Annotated in this window: 19 protein-coding genes; 8 read left to right on the forward strand and 11 right to left on the reverse strand. The window is 69.8% G+C overall.

Translation table 11 applies throughout. From position 1 onward, the window contains the following. The 3 genes from ACRDPS_RS02450 to ACRDPS_RS02460 all read right to left on the reverse strand — a co-directional run. On the reverse strand, positions 1-955 hold a 955-nt coding region (locus ACRDPS_RS02450), incomplete at its 3' end, for a DUF222 domain-containing protein (RefSeq protein WP_431500028.1). 469 nt (positions 956-1424) lie between these two features. Beyond that, positions 1425-1874 (reverse strand): methyltransferase family protein, encoded by a 450-nt coding sequence (locus ACRDPS_RS02455; protein ID WP_431500029.1) that lies wholly within the window; start codon positions 1872-1874, stop codon positions 1425-1427. A 95-nt stretch (positions 1875-1969) separates the two neighbouring features. Further along, a complete protein-coding gene (locus ACRDPS_RS02460) occupies positions 1970-2548 on the reverse strand; it encodes a TetR/AcrR family transcriptional regulator (protein ID WP_431500030.1) in 579 nt (192 codons plus the stop codon). A gap of 137 nt (positions 2549-2685) precedes the next feature. Here ACRDPS_RS02460 and ACRDPS_RS02465 point away from each other — a divergent pair, with 137 nt between their 5' ends. Beyond that, positions 2686-5166 carry an MMPL family transporter gene (locus ACRDPS_RS02465; protein ID WP_431500031.1) on the forward strand — a complete coding sequence of 827 codons (2481 nt, stop codon included), beginning with the start codon at positions 2686-2688 and terminating at the stop codon, positions 5164-5166. A gap of 86 nt (positions 5167-5252) precedes the next feature. Continuing rightward, positions 5253-7070, forward strand: a complete 1818-nt coding sequence (gene recQ / locus ACRDPS_RS02470) for a DNA helicase RecQ (protein ID WP_431500032.1) — start codon at positions 5253-5255, stop codon at positions 7068-7070. 20 nt (positions 7071-7090) lie between these two features. Here recQ and ACRDPS_RS02475 read toward each other — a convergent pair whose 3' ends face one another. Then, the gene (locus tag ACRDPS_RS02475) at positions 7091-7819 is read right to left on the reverse strand and encodes a phosphatase PAP2 family protein (protein WP_431500033.1); all 729 of its coding nucleotides are present in this window, start codon (positions 7817-7819) and stop codon (positions 7091-7093) included. 90 nt (positions 7820-7909) lie between these two features. Between ACRDPS_RS02475 and ACRDPS_RS02480 the strand changes: the two genes are divergently transcribed. Next, the gene (locus ACRDPS_RS02480; protein ID WP_431500034.1) at positions 7910-8491 is read left to right on the forward strand and encodes a histone deacetylase; all 582 of its coding nucleotides are present in this window, start codon (positions 7910-7912) and stop codon (positions 8489-8491) included. 28 nt (positions 8492-8519) lie between these two features. Further along, positions 8520-8996: a DinB family protein gene (locus tag ACRDPS_RS02485; protein ID WP_431500035.1), complete on the forward strand. Its 477-nt coding sequence runs from the start codon at positions 8520-8522 to the stop codon at positions 8994-8996. Positions 8997-9154: 158 nt separating this feature from the next. On the opposite strand, the gene ACRDPS_RS02490 is transcribed toward ACRDPS_RS02485, so the two are convergent. From ACRDPS_RS02490 to ACRDPS_RS02505, 4 genes are all read right to left on the reverse strand, one after another. Beyond that, entirely contained in the window at positions 9155-10468 is a 1314-nt protein-coding gene (locus tag ACRDPS_RS02490; protein WP_431500036.1) for an NAD(P)/FAD-dependent oxidoreductase, read from the reverse strand. Positions 10469-10494: 26 nt separating this feature from the next. Then, positions 10495-11628, reverse strand: coding sequence for a 2Fe-2S iron-sulfur cluster-binding protein (locus ACRDPS_RS02495; protein ID WP_431500037.1), 1134 nt, complete (start codon positions 11626-11628; stop codon positions 10495-10497). Then, on the reverse strand, positions 11625-12917 hold the full coding sequence (locus ACRDPS_RS02500; RefSeq protein WP_431500038.1) for an aromatic ring-hydroxylating oxygenase subunit alpha: 1293 nt from the start codon (positions 12915-12917) through the stop codon (positions 11625-11627). The genes ACRDPS_RS02495 and ACRDPS_RS02500 overlap by 4 nt, the downstream gene beginning before the upstream one ends. A gap of 104 nt (positions 12918-13021) precedes the next feature. After that, on the reverse strand, positions 13022-15079 hold the full coding sequence (locus ACRDPS_RS02505; RefSeq protein ID WP_431500039.1) for an FAD-dependent oxidoreductase: 2058 nt from the start codon (positions 15077-15079) through the stop codon (positions 13022-13024). A gap of 84 nt (positions 15080-15163) precedes the next feature. On the opposite strand from ACRDPS_RS02505, the gene ACRDPS_RS02510 reads away from it, so the two are divergent. Together ACRDPS_RS02510 and ACRDPS_RS02515 are read left to right on the forward strand one after the other, a co-directional pair. Next, the gene (locus ACRDPS_RS02510) at positions 15164-16084 is read left to right on the forward strand and encodes a LysR family transcriptional regulator (protein ID WP_431500040.1); all 921 of its coding nucleotides are present in this window, start codon (positions 15164-15166) and stop codon (positions 16082-16084) included. Positions 16085-16136: 52 nt separating this feature from the next. Further along, positions 16137-16784, forward strand: coding sequence for a LysE family translocator (locus ACRDPS_RS02515; RefSeq protein WP_431500041.1), 648 nt, complete (start codon positions 16137-16139; stop codon positions 16782-16784). A gap of 17 nt (positions 16785-16801) precedes the next feature. Here ACRDPS_RS02515 and ACRDPS_RS02520 read toward each other — a convergent pair whose 3' ends face one another. Together ACRDPS_RS02520 and ACRDPS_RS02525 are read right to left on the reverse strand one after the other, a co-directional pair. After that, a complete protein-coding gene (locus ACRDPS_RS02520) occupies positions 16802-17227 on the reverse strand; it encodes a type II toxin-antitoxin system VapC family toxin (RefSeq protein ID WP_431500042.1) in 426 nt (141 codons plus the stop codon). After that, positions 17224-17460 (reverse strand): type II toxin-antitoxin system Phd/YefM family antitoxin, encoded by a 237-nt coding sequence (locus ACRDPS_RS02525; protein ID WP_431500043.1) that lies wholly within the window; start codon positions 17458-17460, stop codon positions 17224-17226. The genes ACRDPS_RS02520 and ACRDPS_RS02525 overlap by 4 nt, the downstream gene beginning before the upstream one ends. A 103-nt stretch (positions 17461-17563) precedes the next feature. On the opposite strand from ACRDPS_RS02525, the gene ACRDPS_RS02530 reads away from it, so the two are divergent. Next, on the forward strand, positions 17564-18547 hold the full coding sequence (locus ACRDPS_RS02530) for a DUF5829 family protein (protein WP_431500044.1): 984 nt from the start codon (positions 17564-17566) through the stop codon (positions 18545-18547). 38 nt (positions 18548-18585) lie between these two features. Here the strand turns inward: ACRDPS_RS02530 and ACRDPS_RS02535 are convergent, their stop codons facing one another. Next, positions 18586-19101: a hypothetical protein gene (locus ACRDPS_RS02535; RefSeq protein WP_431500045.1), complete on the reverse strand. Its 516-nt coding sequence runs from the start codon at positions 19099-19101 to the stop codon at positions 18586-18588. A gap of 62 nt (positions 19102-19163) precedes the next feature. Between ACRDPS_RS02535 and arr the strand changes: the two genes are divergently transcribed. Then, complete coding sequence (gene arr, locus ACRDPS_RS02540) at positions 19164-19574, forward strand: NAD(+)--rifampin ADP-ribosyltransferase (RefSeq protein ID WP_431500046.1); 411 nt, start codon at positions 19164-19166, stop codon at positions 19572-19574.

Raw genomic sequence — 19574 nt, forward strand, 5'->3', positions numbered from 1 at the left:
TCTTCCGGGCCTCAGCAGCCGAGATCGTGTGCCCGTTGGTCTCGTCGAACCCCAACGTCGCGGTGCCGAGCTCTTTGCGGAGCTCCTCGAGGGAGATCACCACGTTGACCACGGTCGCATCCCCACCATGTCGGGGCAGGGCGTCGGGGTCGATGGTCTCCAACAACCGCGCGAACCCTTGGCCCATGAGCCGTTCCCACGGCGGCAACGGAGCACCCTTGGCAACCAACCTCTGCTTGCGGGGTTGGGCCCAGGCCTCGACCTGGGTCTTGAACCGGGCCCCGATCGACACCGGCAGGACGCCGTCGAACCCGATGGTCCCATCGTGGTTGTCCCAGACCCGGAGCGCGGTCTTCTGCAGGGCCCGTTCTTCCTCGGCCAACAACGCCTTCGCTTCAGCGTCCTCGAACCGGGCGGGGTCGATCTCGGCCAGGATCCGCCGACCCACGATCTGGAGTTCGTTGGCGGTGAGTCTGGTGGCGTAGTCGACCAGCAGCTTCTCCGCGAGGGTCAGGTCCTCGGCGGTGGCGATGGGGTTGGTCTCGATCTCGTCGAGGGTCTTGGCGATCACCCGGGCCTTGTCCTGAGACACGACACCTTCAGCCAGACCGGCAGCGACGAGCTCGTACTTGGTTACGGCGGTGGCGAGTTTGATCTGTGCTCGAGCGGCCCCTTTGTCGACCAGGAGCTCGGCTCGGATCCACGCGGAGGCGTCCTTGTCACCACTCTCCTCAGCGATGTCACCAGCGACGGCGAGCACTCGGAGTCTCAATGCGGCCTGTCGGGCTGCGTTCTTCTCCAGCCAGGCCAGGGCCATCTTCTTCTGGGCGGTGGTCCAGTAGAGCGGGTCGGTGGCGAGTACCTTGTCGAAGGAGGAGTCGATGGCAGCAAATTCGGTGCCGATGGGGTCGCCGGGGCTGGTGCCCCAGTGGTTGGTGCCGCGTTCCAAGCTCATGACCGCTGCCCTCCTCTCAAAGGTGTTTCGTAGTACCTCTGATTCTACCTCGACATGGACTCTGAGACTATCTATTTGCGCAGGTCAACCGAGGTTTTAGCGGTCGGCGAACAAGATCGGTCCTGTGGATGGTAAGTGGCCCGAAGGGCCACACCTCCGCCCCCGCCAACCCCAGCAGAAGCAAGCAACGAAACTCCGCGCCACACCCGGGCCGCCGCCCCGATAATCAGCCAGGTCTTTTCTCGATGGGTCCCGGTGTCCAGGACCGCGAAGCGGCCGGCGCAGCCGGCGGCCGGAGGCCGTCCTTGACTCCGGGGCGCATCGAGAACACCCTCCAGGAAAGGGTCGGCGGCCACGCCAACCCGTCGGAGGGAGCGTTCCGGCAGGGAGGCCTCGACAGGCTCGACCACCGGGCGTGTGGAGGTCTCGACAGGCTCGACCACCGGGTACGTGGTCTCGACAAGATCGATCAGCGAGGCAGACCGAGCCAGCGGGGCGTAGCGGAGCGATAGGCGTCATAAGCGTCACCGAAGCTCGCCGACATGGCGTGCCCCTCGGCAGTGATCTGGATGCGGTCGATGACGGCGACGAAAGCGGCAACCGGGGCGAGCGGGAGCAGGCCGCCGCGAAGGACGGCGTGGGCGGTGAGGATACCGGCCATGCCGACGTACATCGGGTTGCGGGTATAGCGGAACGGGCCTTCGGCTACGACCGCGGTAGCTCGCTCGGGCTCGAGCGGGTTGACCGTCGTGTGCTCACGGCCGAAGGCACGGATCGCACTGCCCGCGACGTAGACCGAACCGGCTGCGATGGCGCCGGCGGCGACCACCCTCGCGACCGTCGGTCGCCGGCGTGGCGCGAGCAGATGCTGGGCGACCAGGCCCACGGCGGCAAAGACGGGCGGCGGCACCTTCGGCATGTCGTCCACCGTAGCGCCGACCGCCGAATCGGCACCCCTCATCCAGGCAGTTCCGGGTCACACCCCGGGGGCCAGAATCCGCAGCGGCCGAGCGACTAGTGCAGCAGCGCTCGCACGAGACGTTCGGCGACGTCGGGTTCCGGCTCGGCGCGTTCGAGGGAGTGGAGCACGAAGCCACCGACGAGAGCGCGTACGAATTCCAGGACCGGCAGGTCGGCGGGCAGCTGCCCGGCGGCGACCGCACCCTCGATGCGCGTCGAGACGGTGGCGGTGATTCCGAGTGCGTCGTTGAGACGGGTGCCGATGTCGGGGTTCTCGCACGCGGCGGCGACCAGCGACCGGACGAGGCCCTCGTTGCCGGGCTGGGCGGCGAGGTCGATCAGGCTCTGCATCCAGGCGATCAGGTCCGCACGGATGTCCCCCGTGTCGGGAACGACCGGGTGATCCGGCAACAGCAGGTCCTCGATGAGGGCGTCGGCCACCACCGCGCTCTTCGAGGACCACCAGCGGTAGATCGTCTGCTTGGAGACACCCGCCTCGGCCGCGATGCCCTCGATGGTGAGGTGGTCATAGCCCTGGGTGGCGAAGAGCCGCCCGGTAGCGTCGAGCACCGCCATGCGAGCCTCCTCGCTGCGTACGGCACCTCGACGACGCATTCCTGCTGACGCTGGCATGAACGGCATCCTAAGAGCCCGCAATACCTCTTGGCCAAGGCACAGGTGTGACACATCACTCGCTCAGCAACCCTTGTCCAGCGAGATGCAGGTGATTAACTGGACGCACCGTTGCGAATAACCGGAGGGATGCCGCCATGGCGGAGCTGTTGTATCGGCTGGGGAAGACGGCCGCGCGCCGCGCCTGGCTCGTGATTCTTGCCTGGGTGCTGGCGCTGTCCGGCGCCGCCGGGGCGTACGTCGCCTGGTCGGGCGAGCTGACCACCAGCTTCGACATCCCGGGGCTGCCCTCGACAGATGTCGTCGAAGAGCTCCAGGACGGGCTGCCCGATCTCGCCGGCGGCTCCGGCACGATCGCCTTCCAGACCAAGGACGGGACCCCGCTCGACGCTACGCAGAAGCGTGAGATCCGGGCGCTGATCGCCGACGCTGAAGGCCTCCCTGATGTCGCGACGGTCACCGATCCGTTCAAGACGGAGGCCCAGCGCGAGGCGCAGGCCAAGCAGCTCACCGACGGCCAGACCAAGATCGAGGCGGGCCAGAAGCAGCTCGCGACCGGTCAGGCGAAGCTCGACAAGGCCCAGTCCGACATCGACAAGGCCCGCACCCAGATGCAGGCCGCCGGGATGCCGACCACTCAGATCGACGCCCAGCAGGCCGCACTCGACAAGGAGCAGGCGAAGCTGGACGACAGCGCCGCCGACCTGGAGTCCAACGCCGCCAAGTCAGAAGCAGGCGTCCAGCTGCTCGAGCTCTCCGACGGCATCCGGATGGTCGCCGAGGACGGCTCGGCCGCCCTGGTCAACGTCGCCTACTCCGTGGGCCGCCTGGAGATGTCCGAGGAGACCAAGAAGGCAACGGTCGACCACTTCGCCGACGCGCCGATCGACGGCGTCGAGATCGGCGTCTCCGCCGACATCTCCCAGGAGGCCCCCAACCCGATGGGCCCGGGCGAGATCGTCGGCGTCGGCGTCGCCGCGATCGTCCTCCTCGTCATGCTCGGCACCATCATCGGCGCCGGCGTACCGCTGGTCACCGCACTGACCGGTGTCGGCATCGGCGCCCTCGGCGCGCTCTCCCTCTCCGGCGTCGTACAGATGGCGTCGATGACCCCGATCCTGGGGCTGATGCTCGGCCTGGCCGTCGGCATCGACTATTCGCTCTTCATCCTCAACCGGCACCGAAAGCAGCTGCTCCACGGCTCGGACGTCACCGAGTCGATCGCACTCGCCACCGGCACGGCGGGCACTGCTGTGGTCTTCGCCGGATCGACCGTGATCGTCGCGCTCGTCGCGCTCAACATGACCGGGATCCCGTTCCTCGGCCTGATGGGGTCGGTCGGCGCCGCCTGCGTCGCGATCGCGGTCCTGGTCGCGATCACCCTGACCCCGGCCATCCTCAGCCTGGTCGGTGGCCGCGTCGTCTCCAAGCGCGCCCGGGCGAAGGTCGCCAAGCAGGACGCCGCCGAGGCACACGCCAAGCCGATGCCCACCTGGCGCGCGCTGGTCTCGGTAGTCGCCTCCGTCGTGGTCCTGCTCGCCCTCGCGATCCCCGCCCTCGACATGCGGCTCGGGCTGCCCGACGGCGGCTCGGAGCCCGAGGGCTCGCTGGCCAGGACCGCCTACACGATCACCGAGGACAGCTTCGGCGCCGGCGCCAACGGTCCGCTGCTGATCGCAGCCGAGCTGCCCGCCGACCTCAGCGAGTCCGGCATCCAGCAGACCCAGCTGACAATCGCCAAGGCCCTGGCAGACCTCGATGACGTACGCGCCGTCGCACCGGCCGCGGTCTCCGAGGACGGTCGCACGGCCGCCTTCCAGGTGGTCCCCGAGGAGGGACCCAACAGCGTCTCGACGAACGAGCTGGTCAACGCCATCCGCGACATGCCGCCGGTCAACGGCGACATCGCGCTCGGCGTCGCCGGCGCGACCGCGGTCGCCATCGATGTGTCTCAGGGCCTCACCGATGTGCTCCTCCCCTACCTCGGCGTCGTCGTCGGACTCTCGCTGCTGATCCTGATCCTGGTCTTCCGCTCGCTCCTGGTCCCGCTCATCGCGACCGGCGGCTTCGTGCTCTCGCTGCTGGCGACGTACGGCGTCGTGGTCGCGGTCTTCCAGAAGGGCATCGGTGCCGAGTGGATCGGCCTGGACAGCACCGGACCGATCCTGAGCTTCCTGCCGATCCTGCTGGTCGGGATCCTCTTCGGCCTGGCGATGGACTACCAGCTGTTCCTGGCCTCCGGGATGCGGGAGGCGTACGTCCACGGCGCCCCCGCCCGCATCGCAGTCGCCCAGGGATTCCGTGCCGGGCGCTCGGTCGTGATCGCGGCCGGGCTGATCATGGTCGCCGTCTTCGGCGGGTTCATCTTCGCGGAGTCGGTGATGATCCGCTCGATGGGCTTCGGGCTCGCGCTCGGGGTGCTGCTGGACGCGTTCATCGTCCGGATGCTGCTGATGCCGGCGCTGATGCACCTGCTCGGGCGATCCGCGTGGTGGCTGCCCAGGTGGCTCGACCGCATCCTTCCGAACGTCGATGTCGAGGGCGCCGGCCTCGAGCGCGCCCATGGTTCCGACACTCCCAACGAGGCCACGGTCAAGCGGCAGAAGGTCTCGGTCTGAGGAGGTTGTGAAGCTGAGAGTGGCCTATAGACCACTCTCAGCTTCACAACTCGGTACCGTCGGTGGCGGCCGATAGGCTCACTCGCGTGAGTGAGTTGACCCCGGAGCTAGATGTACTGCGCCGCGTCTTCGGTTACGACGAGTTCCGCGGCGACCAGGCGGAGATCGTCGCGCACGTGGCCACCGGCGGCGACGCGCTCGTCCTGATGCCGACCGGCGGCGGGAAGTCGCTGTGCTACCAGATCCCGTCGCTGGTGCGCGCCGGGACCGGCGTGGTCATCTCCCCGCTGATCGCGCTGATGCAGGACCAGGTCGACGCGCTCTCCGCGCTCGGCGTGCGCGCCGGGTTCCTCAACTCCACCCAGATGCCGCACGAGCGTCAGCAGATGGAGCAGGCGCTGCTCGCCGGCGAGCTCGACCTGCTCTACCTGGCTCCGGAGCGGTTGCGGGTGCCGGAGACCGCGCGGCTGCTGGACCAGGCCAAGATCTCGCTGTTCGCGATCGACGAGGCCCACTGCGTCTCGCAGTGGGGTCACGACTTCCGGCCCGACTACCTGCAGCTGTCCCATCTGCACGAGCGCTGGCCGGAGGTGCCGCGGATCGCGCTGACCGCGACCGCCACCGCGGAGACCCGCCGCGAGATCGCGCAGCGCCTCCAGCTCGAGGACGCGCGCCACTTCGTGGCGTCCTTCGACCGGCCCAACATCCAGTATCGGATCGCTCCCAAGGACAAGCCCGGCAAGCAGCTCCTCGACCTGATCCGCACCGAGCACCCCAGCGAGGCCGGCATCGTCTACTGCCTCTCCCGCAACTCGGTCGAGCGCACCGCGGCCTCGCTGGTCGGCCAGGGCATCGACGCGCTCCCCTACCACGCTGGGCTCGACGCCAGGACCCGCGCACAGAACCAGTCCCGCTTCCTGCGCGAGGACGGCGTCGTCATGGTCGCCACCATCGCCTTCGGGATGGGGATCGACAAGCCGGACGTACGTTTCGTGGCCCACCTCGACCTGCCCAAGTCGGTCGAGGGCTACTACCAGGAGACCGGCCGGGCGGGGCGCGACGGACTGCCCTCGACCGCATGGCTGGCCTACGGCCTGGCCGACGTCGTCCAGCAGCGCCAGATGATCGAGACCTCCGAGGGCGACCGGGCGCACAAGCACCGCCTGGGCCAGCATCTCAACGCGATGCTGGCGCTGTGCGAGACGGTCGACTGCCGGCGGGTGCAGCTGCTCCGCTACTTCGGAGAGACCGCGACCCCGTGCGGCAACTGCGACACCTGCCTGACCACGCCGGAGTCCTGGGACGGCACCGTCCCCGCCCAGAAGGTGCTCTCCACCGTCATCCGCCTCGATCGCGAGCGCAACGGACAGCGCTTCGGCGCGGGACAGATCGTCGACATCCTGCGCGGCAAGGAGACCGACAAGGTCCGCCAGTTCCGCCATCACGAGCTCTCCGTCTTCGGGATCGGCACCGACATACCCGAGGGCGACTGGCACAGCGTGATCCGGCAGCTGCTGGCCCGCGAGATGCTTGCCGTCGACCCCCGCTACGGAGTCTTCTCGGTGACCGACGGCGCCGGACCGGTGCTGCGCTCCGAGCAGCAGCTGATGCTCCGCAAGGAGCCACCGCGCCAGGCACGGCGTAGCGGCTCGGGCGAGCGCAAGCCGAAGGTGGCGGCCGCCGACCTCTCACCGGAGGCCACGGAGGTCTACGAGCGCCTGCGCGCGTGGCGCGGCCAGGTCTCCAAGGAGCAGGGCGTGCCTGCGTACGTCGTCTTCCACGACGCCACGCTGCGCGAGATCGCCACGCGGCTGCCGTCCAACCGCACCGAGCTCGGGACGATCAGCGGGATCGGCGAGGCGAAGCTGGAGAAGTACGCAGACGGCGTGCTCGCCGTTCTCTGAGCGGTCGGTCGTCGCGCCCCTCAGGCAGCCAGCTTCTCGGTCCGTTCGTAGCCTGCGGGCACGAGCGGACGCTCGACGGCAAGCTCCCGCTCGGCGCGCTCCCGGGCGATGGCATCGGTGTCCCACCAGACCAGCAGCCGCAGCAGCAGGCCCCCGGTCAGCAGACCGGCGAAGAGGTCGCTGGCCCAGTGCCAGCCGAGGATGTAGGAGACCACGACCGCGTTGAGCGCGATCAACCCGACGCCGGCGGCGAGGAGCCGCACCAGGGTCCGCGAGGCACCGGTGTAGCGCGCGATCAGGTAGACGGCGGTGCCGTAGACCAAGACTGCCTCGGCCGCATGCCCGGAGGGATAGCTGATCCCGTGCCAACCGTCCTTCAGGAGCCCGCCCGCGAAGAACTCCGCGTCCCGCTCCGTGGGAGCCGGCCGCGCGAGCAGCACCTTGAAGCCGCCCACCCCGAGGTAGAACGCGGCCTCGGCCGCGGCCGCGCAGATGATCGGCCGCCAGCTGCGGCGCCGGTAGGCGATGACTACCGCGACGGTCACCAGCACAGGCAGGCACACGGCTTGACCGGCGATCGGGTCGAGGACGTTCTGGAGGATGTGCTGCGCCTGCGGCGGCAGCATCCGGCTCCAGTGCTCATGGCCGTGGATGTCGACATGCTGCAGCGGTCCGGCGGCGAGGATGGTCAGGAGTATCAGCGCTCCACCCAGCGCTGATACCGATATGAGCCTCCGAGATCGGTTCACAGTCATATGACGCTAGATGCCGTGCGGGACGTCTGTCCAAGCCGGGTTCGCTTCCGGTGGCGTGCGTCACCCTCGGTAGGCTCCGCGATGATGAGTCCTGAGGTCTGGTATGTCAGCTATGGGTCGAACATGTGCCGCGACCGTCTCGGCGCCTACCTTCTCGGCGGCCAGCCGGTCGGCGCTCGGCAGTCCTACGCAGGGGCACGTACGCCGGCGATGCCGGTCGCCGATGTCGCCGTCGACCTCCCGGGGCGCCTCTACTTCGCGGGCGAGTCACGCACCTGGACGGGCGGGGTGGCCTTCTACGACCACGACGCGGTCGGGTCGTGGACGGCGGCCCGGGCCTACCGGATCAGCGTCGAGCAGTTCGCCGACGTCGCCGCCCAGGAGATGGACCGGCTGCCCGCACCCGGCGACCCGATCGAGAGAGTCGTCATCGACGGGCTCGAGAACGGCCGCCACGAGGCCGGCCCGGGGCACTACGAGACGCTGATCGAGGTCGGTCGCCGCGACGGCCTCCCGATGCTCACCTTCACCGCACCGCACGGCTTCGACGCGGTCCCGCACACGCAGCCGGCCGATGCGTACGTCGCCATGCTCGTTCGCGGGCTCCACGAGGCCCGCGGCTGGGATCGGACCCGCGCCGAGACGTACGTCAAGGAACGCTGCTGACGCCCGGCGGGCCCAGTAACCTGCCCGCATGGGCATCGGACAGGCGGGTGAACGCGATCTCCTCGAGGGGATGGTCGACCTCCAACGGGACCAGATCACCGGCATCCTCGAGGACCTCGACGACGAGGAGGCGCGCAGGAAGCTCGTTCCGTCGCTGACCACACCGCTGGGGCTGGTCAAGCACGCGACCTTCGTGGAGAAGGTGTGGTTCCACTCGCGGGTCGCCAACGTGTCGCGCAAGGAGATCGGGCTGCCTGACACGGTCGACGAGAGCTTCGTGCTCGCCCCGGAGGACTCCGTCGAGTCCGTCCGGGCCGCCCACCTCGCGGCCTGCGAGCACTCCCGCGAGGTCGCCGCAGGGCATGGTCTCGACGAGGAGTTCCCCTGGCATGGCAAGCAGGTGACGCTGCGGTTCGTCTACGCGCACATGATCCAGGAGCTGGCCCGCCATGCCGGGCACGGCGACATCCTCGTCGAGCAGATCCAGGCAGCTCGCGACAGCTAGTGGCGCCTCCCCGGAGTTCCTGGGCGCTGCGCGCCGCCATGGCACGCGCCTCGCCGCGTTGGCACCGCTTGAAAGACCCCGGTATGACTACGCGGTGCCGCCTTGCGATGCACACACCCTGACAACGCCAACCGTTCAGGAACTTCGGGGACGCGCCACTAGCCGAGCACCGTCCTCGTGGTGGCGTCGTTGACCGGACGCTTGCGGGAGAAGGCGCTGAGGTCGATCTTCAGGCCGCTGTGCTCGCCGTCGTAGATCACCGGGTCGGCGTCGTGGTCGTGCCCGTCCTCGACGGCGGCGACGATGGCGGCGAGGAAACGGCCGGCGATGGGGGCGTTCTTGAACTGATTGCCGCTGGTGCCCATCGCGACGTAGAAGCCGTCGGCGTCGGTGCGGTCGTAGATCGGGGTCCAGTCGTCGGCCACGTCGTAGACACCGACGACACCGGCGGGCTGGTTCGGCACCCGGAGCTCGGGCAGCCGCCGGGCCGCGCGGGTCACCTGGGCGTCGTAGCGCTCCCGGGTGACGTGCGTGTTCACCTCGTCGGGCGAGTCCAGCCACTCGAACGGGTCGCACTCGGGCTCGGTGCCGCCGACGACCCAGGCACCAGCGGGGCCGGGACGCATGTACGTCCCCAGGTCGATGTCGAACACGCCCGGACCGGGCGCCTCGTCGGTGCCGTAGCCCGGGGGCTGGCTGACCTGGTGCACCTCCTGGCGCAACGGCCGGACCCCGATCGTGAACTCCTCCCCCACCCCGGCGAGGCGGTTGAACCCGCCCGACCAGGGTCCGGCGGCGTTGACCACGACCGGCGCCTCGGCGCTTCGGCCGTCGGCCACGGCGAGGCGCCAGACGTCACCGATCCGGTCGGCCGCGACGACCTCGGCGCGATACGCGGTGCGCGCACCGCGCCGCCGGGCGGCCTCGGCCAGGTTGTCGGCGGCCAGTCTCGGGTCATCCATGTAGCCCGCGTCCGGCGTGTAGATCGCCCCCAGCGACGCCGACGCGTCCTCCCAGAACCCGTCATCGGTGATCGGCTTGTTCGGCCAGTAGGCACCGGCATCCACGTGCGGGAATCTCGCCGCGAGCTCGTCCGGCCCCAGGTAGGTGAACGGCACCCCCGCCGCGGCCAGCCGCTCCAGGCTCGGCTCGAGCGGCACGATCGGCACGTCGAGGTGGAGCGCGCCGGTGCGGTGGAACTGCGCCAGCGGCACTTCGGCGGGATCCAGCCCGAGATGCTCTGCCCACTGCTCCCACATGAACTTCGCCTCCCACGACGTCGCGACCGTGTCGTAGGTGGAGTAGAGGAAGCGGATCACGGCACTCGAGGCGCTGGTCGAGCCGAAGCCCGCGCCGGCGCCCTTGTCCAGAACGAGCACCGAACGGCCACCCCGGGCCAGCTCGTACGCCACGGCGGAGCCGATCACGCCGGAGCCGACGACGATCGCGTCCGCGGTGAGGGTTTCAGTCATGGGGGTCTCCTGGTTCGATCGGGCCGCTAGATGTCGACGACGATGTCGCCGAGCGGTTTCGAGCAGCACGGCAGGAACTTGCCCGCGGCCACCTCGCGCGGCCGGATGCCGCCGGCATGGTTCATGTCGACCTCGCCCGAGACGAGGGTCGTCTTGCAGGTGCCGCAGAGCCCCTGCGTACACGATGACGGCATCCGCACCCCCGCGGCCTTCGCGGCAGCCAGGACGGTCTCGTCGGGAGCACACTCGAGGTCGCGGCCGCTGCGCTGCAGCCGGATCCGGTACGCAGCCCCGGTCGCCCGCTCGGCGGCCGGCGCCGCATCGGCGGAGCCGTCGGCGACAGGCAGGTCGGCGAGGGCGAAGCTCTCCTCGTGCCACCGCCCGGGCTCGCCGCCCAGGGCCTCGAAGGCGGCCCACGCTGCCCGCATGTAGCCGGCCGGACCGCAGCAGAAGACCTCGCGTTCGCGCAGGTCAGGAACGAGATCAGCAAGCTGGTCGGGGCTCATCAGACCGCGATTCCCGGGCCAGCTCCGATCCGCCTCGTCGACGACCCACACGACCCGGACCCCGGCATGGGTCAGTGCCAGCGCCTCGAGCTCGGCCCGCTCGATGAGGTCGTCCGGGGTACGCGTGTGGTGGACGACCACGACGTCGAGAGACTCGGCCAGGTCCGCCAGCGTTCGCAGCGTCGAGAGGGTCGGGGTGATGCCGCTGCCGCCCGAGAGCAGCAGATAGGACGGCGCGGGATGCTCCCGCACCGAGAACCCACCCATCGGCCCGCTCGCCCACAGCCGGTCGCCGACGGCCAGCTCGTCGTGCAGCCAGCCGGACATCGGGCCGTAGGGGACGCGCTTGACGGTGATGGTGAGCAGGTGCGGGCGGGTCGGCGGCGAGGAGATCGTGTAGCAGCGCTCGACGGGCTCACCCTCGATCTCGGCCCGCAGCGTCAGATACTGCCCGGGGGCGAAGGCGAAGGTGCCGCCACCCACCGGCTCGAGGGTCACCTCGACCACGTCGTGGGTCACCCGGCGCACTCGGCGGCACCGCAACTCACCCTCGAACGGCCTCTCCTCGGGCAGGACTCCCGCTCCCAGCGGAGACGGAACCGCAAAGAGCATCGGCGGCTGCGGCGCCACCTCGACAGGCCATGGCTGACTCACCGGGCTACCTCCATCTTTCGGGCTTCCGATCGGATCTGGGCGTCGTACCAGCGGATGAAGTCGTCCACGTTCCGCTCCGCGTCGTTGTAGGGGCCGGGGACGTAGGCGGGGTCGGAGACGCCGAGCTGGGTGTTGCGTACGAAGGCGGCGTCCTGCTCGTTGGTGGCCCGCCATACCGCGGTCAGGGCCTCCAGGTCGTAGTCGACGCCCTCCACCGCGTCCTCGTGGACGAGCCACGTGGACCGGACCAGGGTGCGGTCGGGCGAGAGCGGCGTGACCGAGAAGGTCACCACATGGTCGGCGAGCAGGTGGATCCAGGCGTTGGGCTGGGTGTGGAAGGTGCAGCGGCCCAGCTGGGGGTCGTCGAGATCCCCCAGGAGGCGGCCCACCAGCCGGGATCCGTCGAAGCTGAAGGACTCCCCGGCCCCGTCGAGCGGCTCGCGCTGGATCCGGAAGCCGAACGGCCGCTCGAGGAGGTCCTCGATCAGCGCGTGCGGGATGCCGAGCTCGTCACAACGACGCATCAGGTCGGCCTCCGCGAAGAGGTAGCGGTCGTGGTCGGCACGCATCCGGTCGGGGACCTGGTCCTCGCTCAGGCCCCAGGTCGGGAAGAAGGTGCAGGTCAGCTCCGGATGTCCGCCCTCGCAGTGGTAGCACTCGCGGTTGTTCTCCATCACCAGCTTCCAGTTGCCCTCCTCCACCAGCTCGACCTGGGCGGCGACCTTGGCCCGGTCGAGGCGGTGCGGGGTGAGGTAGTCCCTGATCTGGTCGGAGACGACGTCCAGGTCGCCGTCGGGCGAGGCCGCCAGCGAGCAGTAGAGCAGCCCACCGACCTCGCGCAGGGCGACCGGTCGCAGACCGAGGCAGGCGGTGTCGATGCTGGGCGAGAGCTGCGGGGCGTAGCGGAGCGAGCCGTCGGTGGCGTACGTCCAGCTGTGGTAGCCGCACACCAGGTTGCCCACGCTGCCGTTGCCCGCGGCGACCAGCCGCGAGCCGCGGTGGCGGCAGACGTTGTGGAAGGCGCGGACCTGCTCATCGTCGTCGCGGATCACCAGCACCGAGGATCCGGCGACGTCGAAGGTGAGGTAGTCGCCGGCCTCGGGTACCTCCGCGACGGTGCCGACGAAGAGCCAGCGGCGCCGCCAGAGCAGCTCGAGCTCGCTCGCGAAGACGTCCGGGTCGGTGTAGAGGACACCGGGAAGCGAGTGGCCGGGGGTCCGGCGGTCGAGGTTGTCCAGGATCTTTGTACGTCGGCCGGCGGCTGGTTCGCCGACGAGTTGCTCTGTCATCTCTTCGCTCCCAGGATCAGGGTCGGAACGTCGGGGTCGGGGTGGGGTCAGATCGGGGATCGAGTCATCGTCGGGCTCAGATCGTCAGGCTCGGTTCGTCGGGCTCAGATCGTCAGGCACAGCCGCAGGGCGTCATAGATCGCGGCATGGACGTTCCGGCTGGCGACGGCGTCGCCGATCCGGAACAGCTGATAGGTCCCCGCGGTGTTGCGGGCGACCGTCTGCGGCGCGCCGGAGAGCAGCGCCGGCTGGTCGACCTCGCCGAGGTTGGTCGAGCCGGGGACGAGATCGAGGTAGAGCTCGTCGTTGGGGGTCGTGCCGTGCTCGACGACGACATGGTCGACGTGTCGCTCGAGGTCGGCGCCAGAGGCATATTCGCTGGTCAGCGTGGCGATCAGCCGGTGCTCGGAGCCCGCCGGGGCACGGCGCACCGCGGCCAGCCGCTGGGCCACGGTCAGTGTCACGCCGTGCGCGGCGAAGGCTCCCAGGTAGGCCGGGCTGTTCATCGAGCCGACGGAGATGCCGATCGTGCGCTCGGGGGTGACCAGCTCGACCTGGCTGCCCAACGTGGCCAGGTGCTCGGTCGCGTCGAGCGCGGGCTCGCCACCGTTGTCGTCGTAGACGAGCACGGTCCCGTTCCCGGCGCTCAGCGTGCCGTCGAGGACGTCCCAGGTGTCGTTGACCAGCTCTGCGCCCACCGGGACGCAGGAGCGGTCGGGCACCCCGCCGGTGGCGACGACCACGACGTCCGGCTCGAGACTGCGGACGAGGTCGGCGTCGGCATAGGTGCCGAACCGGAAGTCCACCCGGGCGTGCTTCGCCTCGGCGACCCGCCAGTCGACGATGCCGATCAGGTCGCGGCGGTGGCTGGTCGAGGAGGCGAGCAGGAGCTGCCCGCCGGGCCGGTCGGCGGCCTCCAGGACCGTGACGGAGTGCCCCCGCTCGCCGAGCACCCGGGCGGCCTCCAGGCCGGCGGGGCCGGCTCCGACGACGACGGCTCGACGGGCTCGCGGTGCCGGAGGCGTGAGATGCGGCAGGGACTGCTCGCGCCCGGTGGCGGGGTTGTGGATGCACTTGGCGTCCCCGGACTCATAGATCGCGTCCAGGCAGTAGCTCGCACCCACGCACGGGCGGATCCGGTCCTCGTCGCCGCGCGCGACCTTGGCGACCAGGTGCGGGTCGGCGAGCTGCGGCCTGGTCATCCCGACGAGATCGAGCAGGCCCTCCCGGATCGCATAGCGCGCGGTCGCGACGTCATTGATCCGGGCGGCGTGCATGACCGGGACGTCCACCCGGCGGCGTACCTCCCCGACGAAGTCGAGGAACGGGGCCGACGGGGTGCCCATCGACGGGATCGCCGCGGCCAGCCGGGCGTCGGTGTCGAGGCCACCCTTGATGACGGAGAGGAAGTCGACGCCCTCGCCCACGTAGCGACGCATCACCTGCTCGGTGTCGTCCAGCCCGAGGCCCGAGGGCAGGTCCTCGTCCATCGCCATCCGCACCCCGACCAGGAAGTCCGGTCCGACGGCAGCCCGGATCGCGGCGAGCACCCGCAGGGGGAAGGCCAGCCGGGCCTCCGGATCGCCGCCGAACTCGTCGGAGCGCAGGTTGGTCGCCGGCGAGACCCAGGCGTCGAAGAGGTGGCTGTAGGACTCGATCTCGATGCCGTCGAGCCCTGCCGCCTGGCAGCGCGCGGCCGCCTCGGCGTAGTGACGGACGATGCGGTCCACGTCCCACGCCTCGGCGATCTTCGGGAACGAGCGGTGCTGCGGCTCCCGCAGCCGCGAGGGGTAGACGAGCGGGAGCCAGTCGCCGGTGAAGTTGCTCGTACGCCGCCCCAGATGCGTGATCTGGCACATCACCGCGGCGCCGGCCTCATGGACGTCGTCGGCGAGCCGCCGCAGCCAGGGCACCACCTCGTCGCGGTAGAGCAGCATGTTGCCGAAGGCCGGCGGGCTGTCCGGGGAGACCACCGCGGAGCCACCGATCATGGTGAGCCCGACACCGCCGCGTGCCTTCTCCAGGTGGTAGAGCCGGTAGCGGTCCTTGGGCATCCCGTCCTCGGTGTACGCGGGCTCGTGGGAGGTGCTCACCACGCGGTTGCGCAGGGTGAGGCTCCGGAGCTGGTAGCTCGTGAGGAGTGGATCCGAAGTGGGGGACACAAGACCAGCGTGGCGCGGCGGCACTCTTCAAGAAAAGCGCACGTTTCCGTTCCTTACCGTGCGATTTGGTTGCACAATCGAAGCATGATCGACCAGCGGCTCCACGTGCTCCGGGTCGTGGCCGAGCGCGGCACCGTCTCGGCCGCCGCCGCGGACCTCGGCTATACCCCCTCGGCCATCTCCCACCAGCTCCGTACGCTCGCCCGCGACGTGGGCGCGACGCTGCTCGTCCCGGAGGGTCGCGGCGTACGCCTCACCGGCGCCGCGCTCACCCTGATCGAGCGCACCCATGACCTCTTCACGCAGTGGGAGGAGATCCGCGCCGACGTCCAGCAGGCCTCGGGAACGTCGCGCGGCTACCTGCGGATGGCGGGGTTCTCCACCGCCGCCTCGGCGCTCCTGCCGCCGGCCGCGGTGGAAGTCAGCCGAGCGTTCCCGCAGTCGACGATCAGGATCATCGAGGCCGACCCGGAGGTCTGCTTCGACATGCTGCTCGCCGACTACGTCGACGTCGCCGTGGTGGTCAGCATGTCCGAGCTGCCGCCGACCGCCGACCCGCGTTTCGAGCAGGAGCGCCTGATGGAGGACGCGCTCGACCTGCTGGTCCCCGCCGACAGCCCCCTCGCGTCCCGCTCCCGGGTCAGGCTCGCCGACGCCGCCGAGGAGCACTGGATCATGGAGCACCCCGGCCGCCCCTACTACCAGCTCGTGGCCGCCGCCTGCGCCGCCGCCGGTTTCACGCCCGAGCATGCCCACGAGGTCGTCGAGTGGGACACCGGCGCCGCCCTGGTCACCGCCGGCTTCGGCGTCGCGCTGGTGCCTCGCCTCGCCCGGATCCCCCACGCCGACGGCCTGGTCCGGATCCCGCTGCGCGGCGAGGCGAGCCCGGTGCGCCACGTACGAACCAGCGTACGCAGCGGCACCGCCGGCCAGCCCGAGATCGCCCGTGCTCTCACCGAGCTCAGGAAGGTCGCGGCCTCCTTGGCCGAGATGGACGCGGGATAGCCACGTCTCGCCGGCAGAAATCGTTCGTCCGCTTGACCGGCCGTGCCGGAGAATGGCTCGCGTGCCGTCCCTGAACCAGTTCGCCGCCTTCGGGCTGGCCTCCTTCGTCTTCATCCTGATCCCGGGTCCGAGTCTTCTCTTCGCCCTCGGGCGGGCTCTGACCGCCGGACGCCGCGACGCGGTGCTGTCCGTGGGCGGGAACGCGTCCGGCCAGTTCCTCCAGGTCCTGACTGTCGCCATCGGGCTCGGCGCACTCGTGGCGGCCTCCGCGACGGCGTTCACCGTCGTGAAGCTGGTGGGTGCTGCGTACGTCGTCTATCTCGGCATCCAGGCGATCCGCCACCGCGCCGACGCCCGTGCGGCGCTGGACGGCCGCGAGGTCGCGAGGGTGAGCGGGTTCGCCGCGGTCCGCACCGGCCTCATCGTCGGTGCCACGAACCCGAAGACGATCGTCTTCCACCTCGCCTTCCTGCCCCAGTTCATCGACACCTCGGCGCCCGCGGTCCCGCAGATCCTGCTGCTGGGTGCGATCTTCTCGGTGATGGCCTTCGTCTGCGACTCGACCTGGGTCCTGGTCGCCAGCCGCGCGAAGGCCTGGTTCGCCCGCAAGCCCAAGCGCCTCGACGGCCTCGGTGCCGGCGGCGGGGTCGTCATGATCGGCCTCGGCGCCACCCTGGCCACCGCCAGCCACAGCGCCTGACTCCGCGCAGTCGACGCTCACTCCGGCGGAACCCATGGGTTGAACACCGGAACACCCATCGGCTCGAAGTCGGCCACGTTGCGCGTTGCTACGGTGAGGCCGCGCACGAGCGCCGTGGCCGCGATATAGGCATCCCGCTCCGGCTTCGGATCGGGCGAATGGAGTCGGGCGGCACGTCGTGCGATCTCACGGTCGACCGGGAGCGTACGTCTCGCGAAGACACCGAGAACGCCCGCGTCGAACCATCGGCGCAACATCTTGCCCTGGAACTCGTCGCGGCGCTCGACCTGCAGGATCCCGAGCTCGACCTCGAAGACCGTGATCACGCTCAGGAACTGCTCGTCGGCTTCCAGACCGGCGCCCCAGGCCGCGACGTTGACGTCGATGCGCCCAGGTCGCTGTCGGAGCTCGCTGACGATGTTGGTGTCGAGCAGGTAGCTCACAGCTCTGCGGCCCGCGGCAGCTCCCGCGACACCACGGGCTCGAAGTCGATGTCGATGTCCATCTGGAACACATCCACCAAGGTCCGCTTGTCGCGCATCCCGGCGTACTCGTCGTAGGAAAGCAAAACGTAGGCGGGCTCGCCGCGGTCAGTGATGACGACCGGACCGTCCTCGGCCGCCCGTTTGGCGGCGCTCACATCGTGGTTGAACTCACGCGCACTGAATGTCGTCATCTCAATCACCCCAATGTAGGTACGTAACTACATTAGCACGGCCAGAAGTCAGCCTCTGCGAATTCCGGTGACAGGAGAGGCCTACTCCCCCAGACTGAGATCCATGCGGACTCAACGGGGAATCTCGCGCTTCATCGCGGTCGCAGTCGCCGCGTTCGTCATGGTCGCCGGGATCCTCGCGACCCCCGCTCGGGCGGAGGAGGAGCACCGCGAGCCGCTGCTGGCCTTCAACCACGCCTGGGCGATGGTCGACCAGGAGACCGCCGACGCCATCGAGCACTCCGACTACCTCGGCCGGTTCGCCGACCGGCGGATCAGCACGGGCAACGACGGCACCAACACCTGGACCGGGCGCTACCTGCTCGGCAAGGAGACCTACCTCGAGTTCTTCGGCCCGGGTGACGCGCCCGGCGCCTTCGTCGGCGACACGGGACTCGCCGTCTCTGCGGACGATGACGGCGACCTGGCCACCGCGACGGCCAACCTGCGTACCCTCGGGGTCGACCCGGTCGAGTTCACGCAGGTGACCGACCTCGGCGACGGCGTACCCATCCCATGGTTCGACGTGCTCTACACCTCCGACGACTACGACACCTTCTTCGCCTGGGCGATGGAGTATCGCGACGAGTTCCTCGAGGACCCGCGGCTCACCTTCCCACCGGCCGCCTATGAGGGCGACGTGAGCCGAGACCGATACAACCGCGACCGCTATCTCGACCACCAGATGCGCGACGTCGTCGGCGTCCAGATCGCCACCACCGCGGCCGACATCGACAAGATGGTGCCGCTGTGGCGCGCCGGCGGGATCACGATCCGCGAGCTGAAGAACGGCAGTGTGCTCGCCTTCGACGGCATGACCACCATCCATCTGCTGCCCGCTCCGGCCGAGGAGGCGGGCGTACGTCACGTCGTCCTCGCGCTCAACGAACCCGCCGAGGAGCCCCACACCGAGATCATCGGCAGCTCGACGCTGCAGGTCGGCCCCGGGGCGTACGCGCTGTGGACCTTCGAGCCGAACGACGGCGCGGCAGCAAGCGCACGCTCCACCAGGGCAGGCAAGCCCCTCCACCCCGCGTACGGCGGCTGATCACCAGCCCCGTCTCGCCACGCTCGACCCCGGCGCGATCAAGCGGTCAGGGCAACAGTCAGCCTGTCGAGGAGCGCCTGCTCGGCCGGTGTGATGCGCACCCGCCTGCCGAAGAGGCCACCCTCCCTGGACGTGGTCGCCTCCGCGACCTGGGTGGCGACGTCGAGGATCCAGGCGGCGTACGCCTTGATGTCGGTCTCCTCGGCGCGGCCGCGGAGCAGCGAGGCGGATGCCGAGGCCGCCTCGACCGCCCGATCTGCCTCGGCCTCCGGGTCGGGCTGGAGGAAGTCCGTGGACTCGCCGGGCTCGGCGTCGCCCTCCTCGGCCTCGCTCTCGGCCTTCGGCTGGTCCCGGAGAGCGAGCGCCAGCGTACGGACGAACTCGTTCTCGCCCTTCTGAGCGGCGCGGAACGCCTTTGCCGAGCGCGCGGCGGCCTTGAAGAAGCTGCCGACGCCCGGCGGCCCGTCGGCGACGGTCATCGCCTTCAGCACGACTCCCGGTGCATCCAGGAGCTGGGCGACCTCGTCGGCGCTGAAGTCGGATATGTGCGTCATGTGTCTCTCTCTGTGGAGGTCGGCCGACCAGATCCGAGCGGATGGATTGGTAGCCTACGGGCATGGCTGAGGCGCTGGACGACGGGCCGTTCTACCACGGCACCAAGGCCGATCTGCGGGTCGGCGACCACCTCACCGCCGGGTTCCGTTCCAACTACCGGCCCGAGGTGGTGATGAACCACATCTACTTCACCGCGCTGCCCGACGGCGCGGGTCTCGCCGCCGAGCTCGCCGCCGGTGACGGGGCGCCGCGGGTCTATCTCGTCGAGCCGACCGGGGCCTTCGAGAACGACCCCAACGTCACCGACAAGAAGTTCCCCGGCAACCCCACCCGGTCCTACCGCAGCAGCGACCCGATCCGGGTCGTCTCCGAGGTCCTCGACTGGACGCGGCTGACGCCCGAGGCCCTTCAGATGTGGCGAGAGCGTCTGGCCGGCATCCGTACGGACGACCGCGCCGAGATCATCAACTGA

Source organism: Nocardioides sp., from assembly GCF_050699375.1.
Taxonomy (GTDB): domain Bacteria; phylum Actinomycetota; class Actinomycetes; order Propionibacteriales; family Nocardioidaceae; genus Nocardioides.

What these genes read in the sequence shown, in the direction of transcription:
- ACRDPS_RS02455 (WP_431500029.1), bottom strand. Translation starts at nt 1,874, where the DNA reads ATGCCGAAGGTGCCGCCGCCCGTCTTTGCCGCCGTGGGCCTGGTCGCC.
- ACRDPS_RS02460 (WP_431500030.1), bottom strand. Translation starts at nt 2,548, where the DNA reads ATGCCAGCGTCAGCAGGAATGCGTCGTCGAGGTGCCGTACGCAGCGAG.
- ACRDPS_RS02465 (WP_431500031.1), top strand. Translation starts at nt 2,686, where the DNA reads ATGGCGGAGCTGTTGTATCGGCTGGGGAAGACGGCCGCGCGCCGCGCC.
- ACRDPS_RS02480 (WP_431500034.1), top strand. Translation starts at nt 7,910, where the DNA reads ATGAGTCCTGAGGTCTGGTATGTCAGCTATGGGTCGAACATGTGCCGC.
- ACRDPS_RS02485 (WP_431500035.1), top strand. Translation starts at nt 8,520, where the DNA reads ATGGGCATCGGACAGGCGGGTGAACGCGATCTCCTCGAGGGGATGGTC.
- ACRDPS_RS02490 (WP_431500036.1), bottom strand. Translation starts at nt 10,468, where the DNA reads ATGACTGAAACCCTCACCGCGGACGCGATCGTCGTCGGCTCCGGCGTG.
- ACRDPS_RS02500 (WP_431500038.1), bottom strand. Translation starts at nt 12,917, where the DNA reads ATGACAGAGCAACTCGTCGGCGAACCAGCCGCCGGCCGACGTACAAAG.
- ACRDPS_RS02510 (WP_431500040.1), top strand. Translation starts at nt 15,164, where the DNA reads ATGATCGACCAGCGGCTCCACGTGCTCCGGGTCGTGGCCGAGCGCGGC.
- ACRDPS_RS02515 (WP_431500041.1), top strand. Translation starts at nt 16,137, where the DNA reads ATGGCTCGCGTGCCGTCCCTGAACCAGTTCGCCGCCTTCGGGCTGGCC.
- ACRDPS_RS02525 (WP_431500043.1), bottom strand. Translation starts at nt 17,460, where the DNA reads ATGACGACATTCAGTGCGCGTGAGTTCAACCACGATGTGAGCGCCGCC.
- ACRDPS_RS02530 (WP_431500044.1), top strand. Translation starts at nt 17,564, where the DNA reads ATGCGGACTCAACGGGGAATCTCGCGCTTCATCGCGGTCGCAGTCGCC.
- ACRDPS_RS02535 (WP_431500045.1), bottom strand. Translation starts at nt 19,101, where the DNA reads ATGACGCACATATCCGACTTCAGCGCCGACGAGGTCGCCCAGCTCCTG.
- arr (WP_431500046.1), top strand. Translation starts at nt 19,164, where the DNA reads ATGGCTGAGGCGCTGGACGACGGGCCGTTCTACCACGGCACCAAGGCC.